Raw genomic sequence first — 14,917 nt, 5'->3', positions numbered from 1 at the left:
CTCCGGCAACCGCCTCCGGCTCTCCGGCGCCCTCCCGTGACCGCTTCCCCTCCGGTGCGCGGCCCTCGGCACCCCCGGAATCCGCCCCTCCCGGTCCCCGCCACCGGCGCACGAGCGGCCCGCGCCGGCCGTCTGCCCACCGGGTGCCGCACGGCCGATGGCAGTATGTGAGGGTGCGCTACCTCTATCGCGTTCTGGGAACCACCCAGGCCCTCCGCCAGGACGGCACCGCCGTGCCGATCGGGGGAGCGCGGCTGCGCGCTCTGCTGACCGCGCTCGCCCTCGCGGGGGGCCGCACGGTGCGCTCCGGTGAACTCGCCGCATCGGTGTGGGGGGAGGACGAGGACCCGCCGGCCGACGAGACGGCGGCGCTCCAGGCGCTCGTCGGACGGCTGCGCAGGTCCCTGGGCCGGGAGGCGGTGGGCTCGGGGGAAGGCGGCTACCGGTTGGTGGCCGACCGCGACGACATCGACCTGTACCGCTTCGAGCGGCTGGCCTCCGAGGGGGCCGCCGCGCTCGCGGACGACGACCCGGCCAAGGCCCTCGACCTCCTGGACGACGCCCTCGCCCTGTGGCGCGGCCCCGCGCTGACCGACCTGCCCGACGGGGGAGGGGCCGCCGGTGTCCGCGCCGCCGACCGTGCGCTGGGGGCCCGCCGGCACCGGGCCGAGGCGGCGCTCGCCCTCGGCCGGGCCGAGGAAGTGCTGCCCTCGGTACGGCAGCTGGCCGCCGAGCACCCGATCGACGAGCCGCTGCAGGCGGTGCTGCTGCGCGCGCTGCGCGACGCGGGCCGTACCGCCGAGGCGCTGGCCGCCTACGAGGCGGTGCGCGCCCGGCTCGCCGACCGGCTCGGCACCGATCCGGGCGCCGAACTGCGTGGACTGCACGCCCGCCTGCTGGCCGAGGATCCTCCGGCGGCCGCCCCGGAGCACTCCGTGGAGCCCGCAGTGGGACGGCCGTCCCGGCGGGTGCCGGGGAATCTGCGGGGCGGTCTCACCTCGTTCGTCGGCCGGGACGGTGAGATCGAGGCGCTGTCCCGGGAACTGGGTGCGGCGCGGCTGGTGACGCTGACCGGGCCCGGCGGAGCGGGCAAGACACGGCTGTCGCTGGAGGCGGCGGCGCGGGCCCGCGCGGAGCGCGGCGAGGAGTGGGCGGACGGTGTGTGGGTGGCCGAACTCGCCGCCGTACGCGATCCGGAGGACCAGGGGGCGACGGCGGAGGCCGTGCTCACCGCGCTCGGCGGGCGCGAGACGCTGCTGACCGGCACCACCGCCGAGGGGTTGCGGGCGGCCTCCGACCCGACGGCGGGAGATCCGCTGGCCCAGCTGTCCGAACGCTGCGCGGCCCGCCGGATGCTGCTGGTGCTGGACAACTGCGAGCATCTCGTCGGGGCGGCGGCGCGAGTGGTGGAGCGGCTGCTGGTGGAGTGCCCGGGAGTCACCGTGCTGGCCACCAGCCGCGAACCGCTCGGTGTGCCGGGAGAGTTCGTCCGTCCGGTCGAGCCGCTGCCGGACCCGGTGGCGCTGCGGCTGCTGGCCGAACGGGGCGCCTCCGCGCGTCCCGGGTTCCGGGTCGAGGACGATCCGGAGGCGTGTGCGGAGATCTGCCGCCGGCTGGACGGGTTGCCGCTGGCCATCGAGCTGGCGGCGGCCCGGCTGCGCTCGCTCGCCCCCGAGCAGCTCGCCCGCCGTCTCGACCAGCGGTTCCGGCTGCTCAACAGCGGCAGTCGGACGGTGCTGCCGCGTCAGCAGACGCTGCGTGCGGTGGTCGACTGGTCGTGGGAGCTGCTGGACGCGGCGGAGCGGGACGTGCTGCGGCGGCTGTCGGTCTTCGTGGGCGGCTGCCGGCTGGAGCAGGTCGAGGAGGTGTGCGCGGACCTGGCCGAGCGGACGGACGAGGACATCGCCGCGCTGTTGAGTTCCCTTGTCGACAAGTCGCTGGTGGTGGCGGCCCCCGACGACGCGGCCGGGATGCGCTACCGGTTGCTGGAGACCGTCGCCGAATACGCCGCCGAGAAGCTGGACGCGGTGCCGGGCGAACGGGACCACGCCGAGCGCCGCCATCTGGCCGTCTACCGCGAACTGGCCCGCTGCGCCGACCCGCTGCTGCGCGGGCCCGAGCAGGTCACCTGGCTGGACCGGCTGGAGCGCGAGCACGACAACATCCGCGCCGCACTGCGCCGGGCCGTCGCCGCACGGGACGAGCACGAGGCGCTGTGCATGATCCTGTCCATGAGCTGGTTCTGGCAGTTGCGCGGCCACCGCGGCGACGCGCGCCAATGGGGGGACGCCGCGCTGGCCCTCGGCCCCGACCCGTTCGCCGACCAGGCCCGCCCCGCGCCGCCGCTGTACGAGCCGTGCACCGCGAAGCCGCCGCCCATGAGCGAGGAGCAGCTGTGGGAGGCCCGGCGCGGGGCGCGGCTGATGGTGCTGGCGGACGCGGAGGAGGGCGTGCGGGAGCTGGCGAGCCCGCAGCGGCAGGCGGAGCTGCGCACCATCACCCGGGTCTACTCGCCGGGAATGCCGCAGGTGTGCCGCATCCCGGGCTGCATGTGGTTCTTCGCCTGGATGATGATCGGTGAGGTGGGCAAGCTCGCGGAGCTGTCCGACGCCTTCGTGGCGGGCTGCCGTGAACTGGGCTACGAGTGGGAGCTGGCCTTCGCCCTCCAACTCCGCGCCAAACTCACCAGCGACCACCCCGAGAGCTGGGACCGGTCGACCGCGGACGCGGCGGAGAGCCTGGAGATCTTCCGCCGGGTCGGGGACGCCTGGGGGGAGGCCGAGGCGCTCTCGGGCCGTGCCGAGGCGCTCACCGCCCGGGGGGAGTTCGCGCGGGCCGCCGAGGACTGCCGGCACGCCATCGAACGGGCCGACCAGCTCGGCGCCCACAGCCAGGTGCCGCAGCTCAAGTCCCGGCTGGGATCGGTGCTGGTGGAGCTGGGCGACCCGGCGCAGGTCGCCGAGGGCGAGCGGCTGATGGAGGAGGCCACCGAGGAGTCGGAGCACATGGGCGGCGAAGGCCCCAACTTCGCGGCCGTGCAGTGGGCCGTCCATCTCACCCGGCTGGGCCGGACCGCATCGGCGCGGGCGCTGCTGATCCCGCTGGTCGACCAGTTCGCCGAGCGGATCCCACAGCTCTTCGCGGGGATGATCGAGGGTGTGCTGGCCTGGACGTATGTCGAGGACGGTCACGGCGACGAGGCGCTGGCCATCGTCCAGGAGTCGATCCTCAAGACCCGCGAGGTGGTGGCGGAGGCCATCGCCCCGCACCTGACGCTGAGTCAGTTCCTGACCGCCGCACGAGCCCTGGCGCTGCTCGGCCGGGGCGCCGAGGGCGGGCGCCTGGTCGGGGCCTACGACGGCCTCTCGAAACTGCCGGAGGGGCACTTCCCGCACCCCGTCGAGCGGGAGTCGCGGAAGGCCGCCGAAGCGGCCGTGCGGGAAGCGCTGCCCGGAGGAGGAGCGTACGCACGGGCGTACAGCTCCGGCGCCGGCCTCACCCTGGCGGAAGCCGTCGACCTGGTGCGCGACGCCTGAACCGGAGCGCCGCCGTCCCGGGCGCCGCGCGCCCGGGACCGGTCGGCGCCCGGTTCTGTCCGGCAGCGGAGCCGCCGGCCGGAACCGCTCCGGCAGGGCCGGCCGCGGTACCGGGCACCGTCAGGTCTTCTTGCGGAACTTCGTGATGGCGATCGGCGCCGTGACGGCCGTCAGCCCCACCGACCAGATCACCGTCCACATCACCGGGCCGGCGACCTCGCCCTGGCCGAGCATCAGCCCGCGCGCCGCGTCGGCGAGGTGGGTGAGCGGATTGACATCGGTGAACGCCTTGAGCCAGCTGGGCATGGTGCCGGGCGGCACGAAGACCGAGGAACCGAACTGGAGCGGCATCAGCACCAGGAACGAGACGCCCTGCACGGCCTGTGCCGTGTTCATCGTCAGACCCAGCAGGATGAAGATCCACAGCAGCGAGGCGCCGAACAGCGCGGTCAGCCCGATGGCGGCCAGCATCCCCAGCCAGTGGCCGTTGATCTCGAAGCCGTTCAGGAAGCCCACGGTCAGCAGGACCGTCACGGCGACCAGCATGCGGCCGATCTCGACGACCGACTTGGCTATGAGCACCGAGGAGCGGGCGATCGGCATGGACCGGAAGCGGTCCATCACGCCCTTCCGGAAGTCCTCGTTGATGCCCGTGCCGACCGCCATGGCGATGGACATGCCCATCATGCCCATCATGCCGGGGATCAGATACTGCACGTACTGGTCCCGGTCGCCGCTGGCGCCGTCCCCGCCGATGGCCCCGCCGAAGACGTAGACGAACAGCAGCGTGAAGATGACGGGCATCAGCAGCGCGTCCATCATCGACTCGGGGTCCTGCTTGATCTGCAGGGCGTTGCGCCGCACGAGTGCGCCGATGTGCCGCAGATTGGCCTGCAGCCCGATCCGGCCCTCCACCGTGCCGGGCTTCTCGGGCGCGGAGCCCCTGCCCGTCCCGGACCCGGTCGGGGAGTCCCCGGATTGGGGCGCTTTGACGGTGGCGGTACTCACGCCGCGACCTCCTCGAGCTCGTTGTCGTCGTCCTGATGGGTGGCCTTCTGGCCGGTGAGGGCGAGGAACACCTCGTCCAGGCTGGGCAGATGGGTGGCGATGTCGGCGAGTGCGAAGCCGCGCTCGCCCAACAGCGCGATCACGGCCGTGAGCTGCTCGTCGCTGACGATCGGGACGCTGACCACGCCCGACGCCTCGTCGGCGGTGGCGCCCGCCAGCCCGTCCAGCCCGGCCTGGGCCAGCGCGCCGACCATCCGCTGCAACTCGCCGGGGTCCGCCGGGCGGACCTCCAGGGTGCGGCCGCCGACCTTCGCCTTCAGCTCGGGCACCCGGCCCTCGGCGATGATCCGGCCGCGGTCGATGACGGTCAGCTCCTCGGCGAGCTGCTCCGCCTCCTCCATGTACTGGGTGGTGAGCAGGACGGTGTTGCCGTCGGCCACGATGTTCTTGACCTCGTCCCACACCTCGTTGCGGGTACGGGGGTCGAGACCGGTGGTGGGCTCGTCCAGGTAGAGGACCTTGGGGCGGCCGATCATGGAGGCCGCCAGGTCGAGCCGACGGCGCATACCGCCGCTGTACTTCATCACGGGGCGCCGGGCCGCCTCGGTCAGGGAGAACCGCTCCAGCAGTTCGTCCGCGCGCTCGCGGGACTGGGAGCGGGACAGGTCGAGCAGCCGCCCGATCATGTACAGGTTCTCCCAGCCCGACAGCTTCTCGTCCACCGAGGCGTACTGGCCGGTCAGACCTATCGTGCGGCGCAGCTCGCGGGGCTGGCGCACCACGTCGTACCCGGCGACCTTCGCCGTGCCCCCGTCGGGCTGCAGCAGGGTGGAGAGCATCCGGACGAGCGTCGTCTTGCCCGCGCCGTTGGGGCCCAGCACACCCATCACGGTGCCTTCGCGCACGTCGAGGTCGATGCCGTCGACCGCCTTCGTCTCCCCGAAGTGTTTGACCAGCCCGCGGACCTCGACCGCGTTCGTCGTCTTCTCTCGCGTCATGCGGCCAATATGACAGCCGCCACTGACAAACGACCGACAGCCCACCGACAGCACCTCGAAGCGCTGTCGGCGGGCTGTCGCCGTCACCGGCGGACCGCTGCGCTGCGCACCCCCGTCACCGGGCGCCCGCGTGCGCGGCGGCGCCGGCCCGGCTCACTCGTAGGAGTGTTCCGCGGCCGGGAAGGCACCGGTGGTGACGTCCTCGGCGAACGCGCGGGCCGCGTCGCCCAGCACCGAGCGCAGCGCGGCGTACTGCTTCACGAAGCGCGGCAGCTTGCCGGGCGTGAGGCCCGCCATGTCGGTCCACACCAGAACCTGCGCGTCGCACTCGCTCCCGGCGCCGATGCCGATCGTCGGGATCTGCAGGGCCCGGGTCACCTCGGCGGCGACCGGTGCGGGCACCATCTCCAGGACGAGCGCGAAGGCTCCGGCCTCCTGCACGGCCTTGGCGTCCCGCATGAGCTGCGCAGCCGCCTCCTCGCCGCGCCCCTGCACCCGGTAGCCCATGGCGTGCACGGACTGCGGGGTGAGCCCTATGTGTGCCATCACGGGGATGCCGGAGCGCGCCAGCAGGCCGATCCGGTCGGCCGAGCGCTCCCCGCCCTCGATCTTGACGGCCTGCGCGCCGGCTTCCTTGACCAGCCGGGTGGCGCTGCGCAGCGCCTGCACCTCCCCCTCCTGGTACGAGCCGAACGGCAGGTCGGCGACGATCAGGCCGCGGCTGGTGCCCCGCACCACCGCGGCCGTCAGCATCGTCATCTCGTCCATGGTGACCGGCACGGTCGTCTCGTAGCCGAGGTGGCAATTGCCCATCGAATCGCCGACCAGGACGACGGGGATACCGGCCTCGTCGAAGACGGAGGCGGTCATCGCGTCGTAGGCGGTGAGCATGGGCCACTTCTCGCCCCGCTCTTTGGCGAGTGCGAGGTCGCGCACGGTCACACGGCGATTACGGGTGCCCCCGTAGAGCGTCTGCGGCATGGCATTGACTCCTGTTGTCGTCTCGAAGCGCCCCAACGGCGTCTCCGGATCCAGGTCCATGCTGGCACGCCCCTCCGCGGTCCGGTAGGGGCCCCGTCCGGAAGCGGATCATGACCGGCGACGGCCGCGGTCCCGGTGCCGGGGGCGTACGGGCGGCACCGCCGGGCGGCGTCGCGAACGGCCCGGACGCCGCCGCGGCCGGGCTGTGACCGGCTCGAGGGCGCGCCGGGGCGGACCGGCTGCCGCCGCCCGGTGTCCGGGTTGTGTCACAGTCGCGGTCCGGTCCCGACCTGCCGGAACTCCCGGCGCTCCGCGCCTCGTCCTCCTCTCGACTCCGGAAACCGGAATCGGGGCGGAAGCGACGGTGGGACCGCGGGGTCCGACTGGATGAAAACGGTTATCGCCTATCGTTCATCGAGCACCAGCACAGGCAAGTGAGGACGGCGGATGGCGCGCGCGTACACGTCGGAGGCCACGTACCGCGAGGGCGGCGACGAGCGGCGGGGACGGTGGTCCCGCTGGTCCGGCCGGCTGCCGCGGGGCAGCGCCCCGGGGCGGTGGGGTCCGGGGGCCTGGCGGCGCGGCCTGGTCCTCGCGGCGGTCGCGCTGCTCCTGGGGCTGGCGTTCTTCCTGCACGCCGAGGTGCCCAACGCGGTCGGCAACCTGGGTTCGCTGTGGGAGACGTTCCTGCCGTGGGGCGGCTTGCTGATCGTGGTGCTGCTGGTCGCGGCCGTGCTGCGGCGCTCGGCCACCGCGCTGGTCGCGCTGCTGGTGCCCGCACTGATGTGGGTGAACCTGTTCGGCGGCCTCTTCAGCGACAAGACCGGTGGCGCCGCCGGCGATCTGACCGTCGTCACCCACAACGTCAACGCCGGCAACCCCGACCCCCGGGGCACCGCCGAGGCGCTGGTCGACTCCGGTGCCGACGTCATCGCGCTGCAGGAGGTCTCCGCGTCGCAGGCCGGCACCTACCGGTCGGCCCTCGACCGCACGCACCCGTACCACAAGCTCGCGGGCACGGTCGGGATCTGGAGCAAGTACCCGCTCTCCGGGGTCAGGACCGTCGACATCAAGATGGGCTGGCCGCGCGCGATGCGCGCCACGGTGCGCACCCCGAAGGGCGAGGTCGCCGTCTACGCCGCGCATCTGCCCTCGGTGCGGGTGCAGTTCCGCTCCGGCTTCACCGCCGGGCAGCGGGACGGCAGCGCCGAGGCGCTGGGCGAGGCGATCGCGCACGATCCGGCGGACAAGGTCCTCCTGCTCGGCGATCTCAACGGCACCATGAACGACCGCGCGCTCGCGCCCATCACCTCCCAGATGCGCTCCGCGCAGGGCGCCGCGGGGGACGGCTTCGGGTTCAGCTGGCCCGCCTCCTTCCCGATGGCCCGGATCGACCAGATCATGCTCAAGGGAGCCGACCCCGTCTCGGCCTGGACGCTCCCGGCGACGGACAGCGACCATCTGCCGATCGCGGCGAAGATCGACCTGGCGGACTGAACCGGCCGGGGCCGCTCCGGCGGCCGCGGCGGCAAGCTCGTTTTGCACCGCGGAACATCTGGCTGCGAGACTTTGTTGCGGAGCAATACATAGGGGGCAGTGCCGCCTCCGACCACTGCCCGCTCCTCCTCTCACCCCCCCGCATACTTCTGCACACCGCACATCCCCCGTGCCGGGCCGCCCTGCCGCCCGGCACGGGTACTCCCCGGTGCCCGGCGCGCGATCCCGCACCCGGCCGGGGCCCGCACGCTTCGAAAGGTTCTCCCCGCATGCCTGTGGCTCTGCTCGCACTCGCCGTGGGCGCCTTCGGTATCGGCACCACAGAGTTCGTGATGATGGGCCTGCTGCCGAACGTCGCCGACGATCTCGGCACCTCCGTACCGACCGCCGGATACCTGGTGTCCGCCTACGCCCTCGGCGTCGTCCTGGGCGCCCCGCTGCTGACCGCCGTCGGCGCCCGCGTGCCGCGCAAGCTGATGCTGCTGCTGCTCATGGGCCTGTTCACCCTCGGCAACCTCGCCTCGGCGCTCGCCCCCGGCTTCGGCACCCTGCTGGCCGGGCGGCTGCTGGCGGGGCTGCCGCACGGCGCCTTCTTCGGCGTCGGCGCGGTGGTCGCGGCCCGGCTCGTCCGGGAGGGCCGGGCCGCCCGCGCCGTGGCCACCATGTTCCTGGGCCTGACCGTCGCCAACATCGTCGGCGTACCCGGCGGCACCGCGCTCGGCCAGCAACTCGGCTGGCGCGCCACCTTCGTGGTCGTCACCCTGATCGGGCTGCTCGCCATGACGGCCCTCGCGCTGCTCGTGCCCCGGATGCCGCTGGAGCACCAGGGCGGCGTACGCCACGAGCTGCGCGCCCTGGGCAACCGCCAGGTCGTCCTGGGACTGCTGACCGCCGTCTTCGGCTTCGGCGGCGTCTTCGCCGTCTACAGCTACCTCGCCTCGATGATGACGGAGGTCACCGGACTCGCCGAGACGTCGGTCACCTGGGTGCTGGCGCTGTTCGGCATCGGTATGACGCTGGGCACTCTGATCGCCGGGCCGCTGACCGACCGTGCGCCGCGCCGCACCCTGTACGCGGCCCTCGGGCTGATGGCCCTGCTGATGGTGGCCTTCCACTTCGCGGCGCCGGTGAAGTGGGCGGCGCTGCTGCTGGTCGGGCTGCTGGGCGCGGTCGGCTTCCTGATCACCACGCCGGTCCAGATGCTGGTGATGCGGGCGGCCTCGCACGCGCCCACGATCGCCTCCGCCTCGAACCACTCGGCGTTCAACCTGGCCAACGCGGGCGGCGCCTGGCTCGGCGGTGTCGTCATCGCCGCGGGCTGGGGCTGGACGTCCCCCACCCTGGTCGGCGCCGTGCTCGCACTGACGGGACTCGCCATCGCCGTCACGGCGGGCGTACTGGACCGCGGCGACTCGCGCGTGGTCGCCCGTGCGCAGGAAGCCCCGGTGGAGGTCCCCTCCGGCGGCTAGGCCACCCGTCCCGGACCCCGCGCGCCCGGCGGGGCCGAGGGGACGGGATGCCGCCGGCCACCCGCGGCCGGCGGCTGCTCCGGCGGGCCGTCAGCCCTCCCGCCACCGGTTGGTGATCGGCAGCCGGCGGTCCTTGCCGAAGCCCTTGGGAGAGATCTTCGTGCCCGGCGGGTACTGCCGGCGCTTGTACTCGGCCCGGTCCGTCATCCGCAGCACACGGGTCACCGTCTCCGCGTCGAAGCCCGCCGCGATGATGGCCTCGGCACCCTGGTCGCCGTCGACGTAGCGCTTCAGGACGCGGTCGAGCACGTCGTAGTCGGGCAGCGAGTCGCTGTCCACCTGCCCGGGCGCCAGCTCGGCACTGGGTGGTTTGGTGATCGAGCGCTCCGGGATGGGCGGGGTGTCGCCGCGCTCCTCGGCCGCCCGGTTGCGCCACGTCGCGAGGCGGAACACGTTCGTCTTGTAGACGTCCTTGATCGGACCGTAGGCGCCCACCGCGTCCCCGTACAGCGTCGAATAGCCCACCGCCAGCTCCGACTTGTTCCCCGGCGCCAGCACGATGGGGCCCTCCTGGTTGGAGAGAGCCATCAGCGTCGTGCCGCGCAGCCGCGCCTGGAGGTTCTCCTCGGCGAGCCCGGTGAGGCCCAGCGAGTCCATGTAGGCCGCGAACATCGGCTCGATCTCGACCGTGCGGAAGTGCAGCCCGGTGCGCTCCGCGAGCTCCGCCGCGTCCTCCCTGGAGTGCCCGGAGGAGTAGCGCGAGGGCATCGAGACGCCGTACACCTGCTCGGCTCCGACCGCGTCGCAGGCGATCGCGGCCGTCAGTGCCGAGTCGATGCCGCCCGAGAGCCCGATCAGCACCGAGCTGAAACCGTTCTTGACCACGTAGGCGCGCAGTCCGACCACCAGCGCGGTGTAGATCTCCTCGTCGTCGGCCAGCCGCGGTGCCTCGCTGCCGACGGCCTCCGGCGGGTAGGCGGGCAGCGGTTCGGCGGAGACGACGCGGTGGTCGATGCGCAGGCCGTCGTCCACCTCGCCCGACGGCGGGGTCGGGGCGGCCGCCGGCAGCTCCAGGTCCAGGACGACGCACCGCTCCTCGAACTGGGGTGCCCGCGCCAGCACCTGGCCGTCCGCGGCCACGACGATCGAGTCGCCGTCGAAGACCAGTTCGTCCTGGCCGCCGACCTCCGCGAGATAGGCGGTGGTGCAGCCCGCCTCCTGCGCCCGCTTGCGCACCAGCTCCAGCCGGGTGTCGTCCTTGTCCCGCTCGTAGGGCGAGGCGTTGATCGACAGCAGCAGCCCGGCCCCCGCGCTGCGCGCCGCCGGGACCCGGCCGCCCTCCTGCCACAGGTCCTCGCAGATGGCGAGCGCGACATCGACGCCGTGCACCCGGAGGACCGGCATGGTGTCGCCCGGCACGAAGTACCGGAACTCGTCGAAGACCCCGTAGTTCGGCAGGTGGTGCTTGGCGAAGGTCAGCACGACCTCGCCCCGGTGCAGCACGGCGGCCGCGTTCTGCGGAGCACCCGCGGGCTGGCCGTAGTGCGGCCGGGCCTGCGCGCAGCGGTCCAGATAGCCGACGACGACCGGCACCTCGCCGAGCCCCTCGTCGGCCAGCCGCCGGGCGAGCTCCCGCACGGTGGTGCGGCTCGCCTCCACGAACGACCTGCGCAGCGCCAGGTCCTCGACCGGGTAGCCGGTCAGCATCATCTCCGGGAACGCGACCAGGTGGGCGCCCCGTTCGACGGAGTGCCGGGTCCAGCGGAGGACCGCGGCGGCATTCCCCTCCAGGTCGCCGACGGTGGAGTCGATCTGATTCAGGGCGAGACGTAGTTGAGCCACGCACCCGAGTGTAATCGTCGGGCTGACGCTATGGCTCGGGGCATCCACCCGGTGCGGGTCCCGGGCCGGCCCCGGGGCGGGCCCGGGAACGCATCCGGGACCCGCCTCCGCGGCGCCCGGGCCTCCGGCGCGCCGTGCGCACGGAGACCGCACCGGGTGGCTACCCGCGGTAGCCGAGCACCGTCATCATCCCCGACCCGCTGTGGTGGACGTTGTGGCAGTGCACCAGCCACAGGCCCGGGTTGTCGGCGTCGAAGTCCACCTCCAGCGTCCTGCCCGGCAGCACGATCGCGGTGTCCTTGCGGGGGCCGTCGTCCGGGAGCGCGAAGGTGTGGCCGTGCAGATGCATCGGGTGCCACATGCCGGTCGTGTTCACGAAGCGCAGCCGCACCCGCTCGCCCGCCGTCACGGGGTGCCGCCGCCGCGGGTCGTACTGCCGGCCGCCGATGCCCCAGTCGTACCGCGCCATGGAGCCCGTCAGTCGCAGGGTGACCGTCCGGTCCGGCTTGCGGGGGGCGAGCCGGACCGCGTCCGCCGCCGTCAGCCTCCCCGCGGTCAGCGGGGCGCCGGACAGCTCCCGGGGGCGGGCCGCAGCCGGAGGCGCGGCACCCGGCGCGGTGCGCAGCAGCGCGCGGGCCGTCCCCCGCTTGCCCTCGGCCAGCGCGGTGAGGGGGAAGACCCCGTCTCCCGCGGTGACCAGGACGTCGTAGCGCTCGCCCATGCCGAGCAGCAGCGCGTCGGTGGCGGTGTGCTCGACGGGGTAGCCGTCGGTGTGGGTCACGGTCATCCGGTGCCCGCCCAGCGCGACCCGATACGCGGTGTCGCCGCCCGCGTTGATCAGGCGGATGCGGATGCGGTCACCCGGCTTCGCGCGGCAGGTCTCCGGGTCCGTCCGGGTGCGGCCGTTGACCAGGTGGTGCGGGTAGCCCACGTCGCCCGCGTCGCCGCCCAGCACCGGGCTGCCGGTGCCCGGAGTGCCGTGCATGCCGGGTGTGTCCCCGCTGCCGTGTCCGCCGGTTCCGGCTCCGTCGCCTCCGTCCGCTCCGCCGCCGTGTTCCATGCCGCGGCGCAGTGCGGCCAGGACGGTCTCGGGGGTGGCGCCGTCCACGCCGTCCAGCCAGTCGTCCAGGACGACCACCCACTCCTTGTCGTAGCGCAGCGGCTCCCTCGGGTCCTCGACGATCAGCGGTGCGTACAGTCCGCGTTCCCGTTGCAGGCCGGAGTGCGGGTGGAACCAGTAGGTGCCGGGGTGGGGGACGGCGAACCGGTAGGTGAAGTCCGCGCCCGGCCGGATCTCCCGCTGGGTGAGCCCGGGGACGCCGTCCATGTCGTTGCGCAGGGCCAGCCCGTGCCAGTGCACCGAGGTGGCCGCCGGGAGGTGGTTGGCGAGGGTGAGTTCCAGGGTGCCGCCCGCGGTGGCGCGGACCTCCTGGCCGGGGATCCGGTCGCCGTAGGCCCAGGTGGGGACGGTGACGCCGGAGCCCAGCGCGAGCCGGGCACGGGTCGCGGTGAGCCGCACCCGGTGGGTGCGGCCGTGCGGGCGCCGGGCCTCGGCGGCCCGGACCTCGGGGCCGTCGGGCCGGACGTGGCCGCCGGTGCCCTCGGCGTCGGCGCTGTCCGGGCGGCCGCGGTCGGCGCAGCCGGCGGTCAGTCCGGTGGCGGCCAGGACGGCGGCGCCCAGAACGGTCCGGCGGGTGGGAAGGGAACGCATGCGCATACCTCGCGTGGTGTGGTGTCGAGCGTTGGGCACGGGCGCACGCACACCGCACCCCGGGGACGGCCGGTGGCCGCCCGCGGTGCGGTGCGGTGTGTGTGCGGGCCCGCTCAGGTCCGCAGGACCGACAGGCGCGCGAGTCTCGACGAGGTGCCCGGCGGCGGCAGGGGACGCAGTGCGCGTCGTATCCGCGCGTGGCAGGGCTCCCGTCCGTCCGTGCCGTGTGGTGTCAGGACGGTGACGGCGGAGCCCGGCAGCGCGGCGGCCGTCCATGCGCCCAGTACGGCCAGGCAGACGGAGAGCGGGTCGGTTCCTATCCCGTGTCCGCTTCCGTGGCCCGGCTCCGAGGGCGTGGAATCCCCGTGCGGGGCCGCCGTGTTCGCGGCGCCGCGCTGGGGGCGGGGCGGCTGCGCCGAGTGCGCCGGGGAGGCCGTTCCCTCCCCGGCCCGGGCCCCTTCCGCACTCCCGCTGTGGACCGCGGGGGCGGTCAGGTGCGCGGCGGTCTGCGCCGCCTCCGGTGGCCCGGCGGCGGGGTGTCCGAGGGTGTGCATGCCGACGAGTCCCGACAGCAGGGCGGCGAGCAGCAGCAGGCGCCCGCACCACATGCCGCGGGCGCGGGGCGCGCGCTCGCCGGTCGGCATGGGTCGCATGCGGCCACCCTAGCCGGATGCCCGCAGGGGGTATGCGTCGGTGCCCCGCGCCGGAATTCGCAGGGTTCCTGCATATATGACGCGGTGGTGGCGGCGTTCGGTCATTGACGTGAACTCGCCACCACACACAGGATGCCCAGCATGTTGGAGGCTCTTGATCTCGACCCCGTCCAGCAGCAGGTCTACGAGGCACTGGTGGACGGCGCCGTGACGGTCAGCGAGTTGCGGGCAGCGGCGGGAGTGGGAGCCGCGCGGGTGCGGGCCGCGCTCGCCGCGCTGGAGAGACTCAACCTGGTGGGGCGCTTCCCCGCGGACCGGGGCAGCAGAGGCGCCGAGCGCTATCTGCCGGTGGCGCCGGAGATCGCCTTCGAGTCGCTGCTGCTCGCCCGCGAGGAGGAGATCCATCGTACGCGGCGGCACATCCAGCACCTGGCCGCCCGGTTCCGTGCCCAGGCGGCGGGCCGTGACCCCCTGGAACTGGTGGAGATCGTCACGGGGCGGGCCGCCGTGATCCGCCAGGTCGACCAACTCCAGCGCAGTGCGCGCGCCGAGATCCGGGGCATCGACCGGCCGCCCTACGCCAACAGCGACCCCGACCGGCTCGACCCGAAGACCGGCATGATGCCGGTGCAGGCCCAGATGCTCCGGCGCGGCGTCAACTACCGGGTCATCTACGACACCGACGGGCTCGCCACCTCCCACCGGTTCGACACGGACATCGGCGCCGCGGCCGAACTGGGCGAGGACGCCCGGGTGATGGCCGACACCCCGACGAAGATGCTGATCGCCGACGACTGCATGGCGCTGATCCCGCTGCGCGCCGCGCCGAACGAGCTGGCCAGCAGCGTCGTCGTGCACCCCTCCGGACTGCTGGAGGTGTTGTGCGACTTCTTCGAGGTGCTGTGGGGGCGGGCGCTGCCGATCTCGGAGTACCTCGCGGGCCGCAGCCCCGGAGCCCCGGACGGCCCCACCGCGCAGGAGGCCAAGCTGCTGGCCCTGCTGGCCACCGGCATGACCGACCAGGTGATGGCCCGGCAACTCGGCATCAGCTACCGCACCTTCCAGCGCCGACTGCACGGGCTGATGGAACGGCTGGGCGCGACCACCCGGTTCCAACTCGGGATGCGCGCCGCGAGCCTCGGCTGGCTTCCGCAGTCCGGGGCATCCGAGCCGCGCCCGAATCGCCGAGTATGAACGTCTGTTGGGCAATTGCTCGTCGGTC

10 protein-coding genes are annotated in these 14,917 nt (G+C 73.7%); 4 read left to right on the top strand and 6 right to left on the bottom strand.

The window, feature by feature from the left end; translation table 11 throughout:
- Positions 1-167 precede the first annotated feature (167 nt).
- The gene (locus ACFYMO_RS20240) at positions 168-3,536 is read left to right on the top strand and encodes a BTAD domain-containing putative transcriptional regulator (protein ID WP_366770593.1); all 3,369 of its coding nucleotides are present in this window, start codon (positions 168-170) and stop codon (positions 3,534-3,536) included.
- A gap of 120 nt (positions 3,537-3,656) precedes the next feature.
- Here the strand turns inward: ACFYMO_RS20240 and ACFYMO_RS20235 are convergent, their stop codons facing one another.
- The 3 genes from ACFYMO_RS20235 to panB form a co-directional block, all read right to left on the bottom strand.
- A complete protein-coding gene (locus tag ACFYMO_RS20235) occupies positions 3,657-4,544 on the bottom strand; it encodes an ABC transporter permease (RefSeq protein WP_388547824.1) in 888 nt (295 codons plus the stop codon).
- Entirely contained in the window at positions 4,541-5,542 is a 1,002-nt protein-coding gene (locus ACFYMO_RS20230; protein ID WP_366770592.1) for an ATP-binding cassette domain-containing protein, read from the bottom strand. The genes ACFYMO_RS20235 and ACFYMO_RS20230 overlap by 4 nt, the downstream gene beginning before the upstream one ends.
- A 153-nt stretch (positions 5,543-5,695) precedes the next feature.
- The gene (gene panB / locus ACFYMO_RS20225) at positions 5,696-6,523 is read right to left on the bottom strand and encodes a 3-methyl-2-oxobutanoate hydroxymethyltransferase (protein ID WP_366770728.1); all 828 of its coding nucleotides are present in this window, start codon (positions 6,521-6,523) and stop codon (positions 5,696-5,698) included.
- A gap of 447 nt (positions 6,524-6,970) precedes the next feature.
- Between panB and ACFYMO_RS20220 the strand changes: the two genes are divergently transcribed.
- Both ACFYMO_RS20220 and ACFYMO_RS20215 read left to right on the top strand, forming a co-directional pair.
- Positions 6,971-8,020 (top strand): endonuclease/exonuclease/phosphatase family protein, encoded by a 1,050-nt coding sequence (locus ACFYMO_RS20220; RefSeq protein WP_366770591.1) that lies wholly within the window; start codon positions 6,971-6,973, stop codon positions 8,018-8,020.
- 269 nt (positions 8,021-8,289) lie between these two features.
- Positions 8,290-9,489 carry an MFS transporter gene (locus ACFYMO_RS20215; RefSeq protein WP_366770590.1) on the top strand — a complete coding sequence of 400 codons (1,200 nt, stop codon included), beginning with the start codon at positions 8,290-8,292 and terminating at the stop codon, positions 9,487-9,489.
- A 90-nt stretch (positions 9,490-9,579) separates the two neighbouring features.
- Here ACFYMO_RS20215 and ACFYMO_RS20210 read toward each other — a convergent pair whose 3' ends face one another.
- From ACFYMO_RS20210 to ACFYMO_RS20200, 3 genes are all read right to left on the bottom strand, one after another.
- Entirely contained in the window at positions 9,580-11,331 is a 1,752-nt protein-coding gene (locus tag ACFYMO_RS20210; RefSeq protein ID WP_366770589.1) for an NAD+ synthase, read from the bottom strand.
- Between the two features lie 160 nt (positions 11,332-11,491).
- A complete protein-coding gene (locus tag ACFYMO_RS20205) occupies positions 11,492-13,042 on the bottom strand; it encodes a multicopper oxidase family protein (RefSeq protein ID WP_388547818.1) in 1,551 nt (516 codons plus the stop codon).
- Positions 13,043-13,155: 113 nt separating this feature from the next.
- On the bottom strand, positions 13,156-13,695 hold the full coding sequence (locus tag ACFYMO_RS20200) for a hypothetical protein (RefSeq protein WP_366770587.1): 540 nt from the start codon (positions 13,693-13,695) through the stop codon (positions 13,156-13,158).
- A gap of 141 nt (positions 13,696-13,836) precedes the next feature.
- Between ACFYMO_RS20200 and ACFYMO_RS20195 the strand changes: the two genes are divergently transcribed.
- Entirely contained in the window at positions 13,837-14,889 is a 1,053-nt protein-coding gene (locus tag ACFYMO_RS20195; RefSeq protein WP_366770586.1) for a helix-turn-helix transcriptional regulator, read from the top strand.
- Positions 14,890-14,917 lie beyond the last annotated feature (28 nt).

The organism is Streptomyces sp. NPDC007025 (assembly GCF_042869455.1).
Lineage (GTDB): Bacteria > Actinomycetota > Actinomycetes > Streptomycetales > Streptomycetaceae > Streptomyces.
Note: the sequence above shows the minus strand (reverse complement) of the source record. Positions and strands in the feature narration are given on the sequence as shown.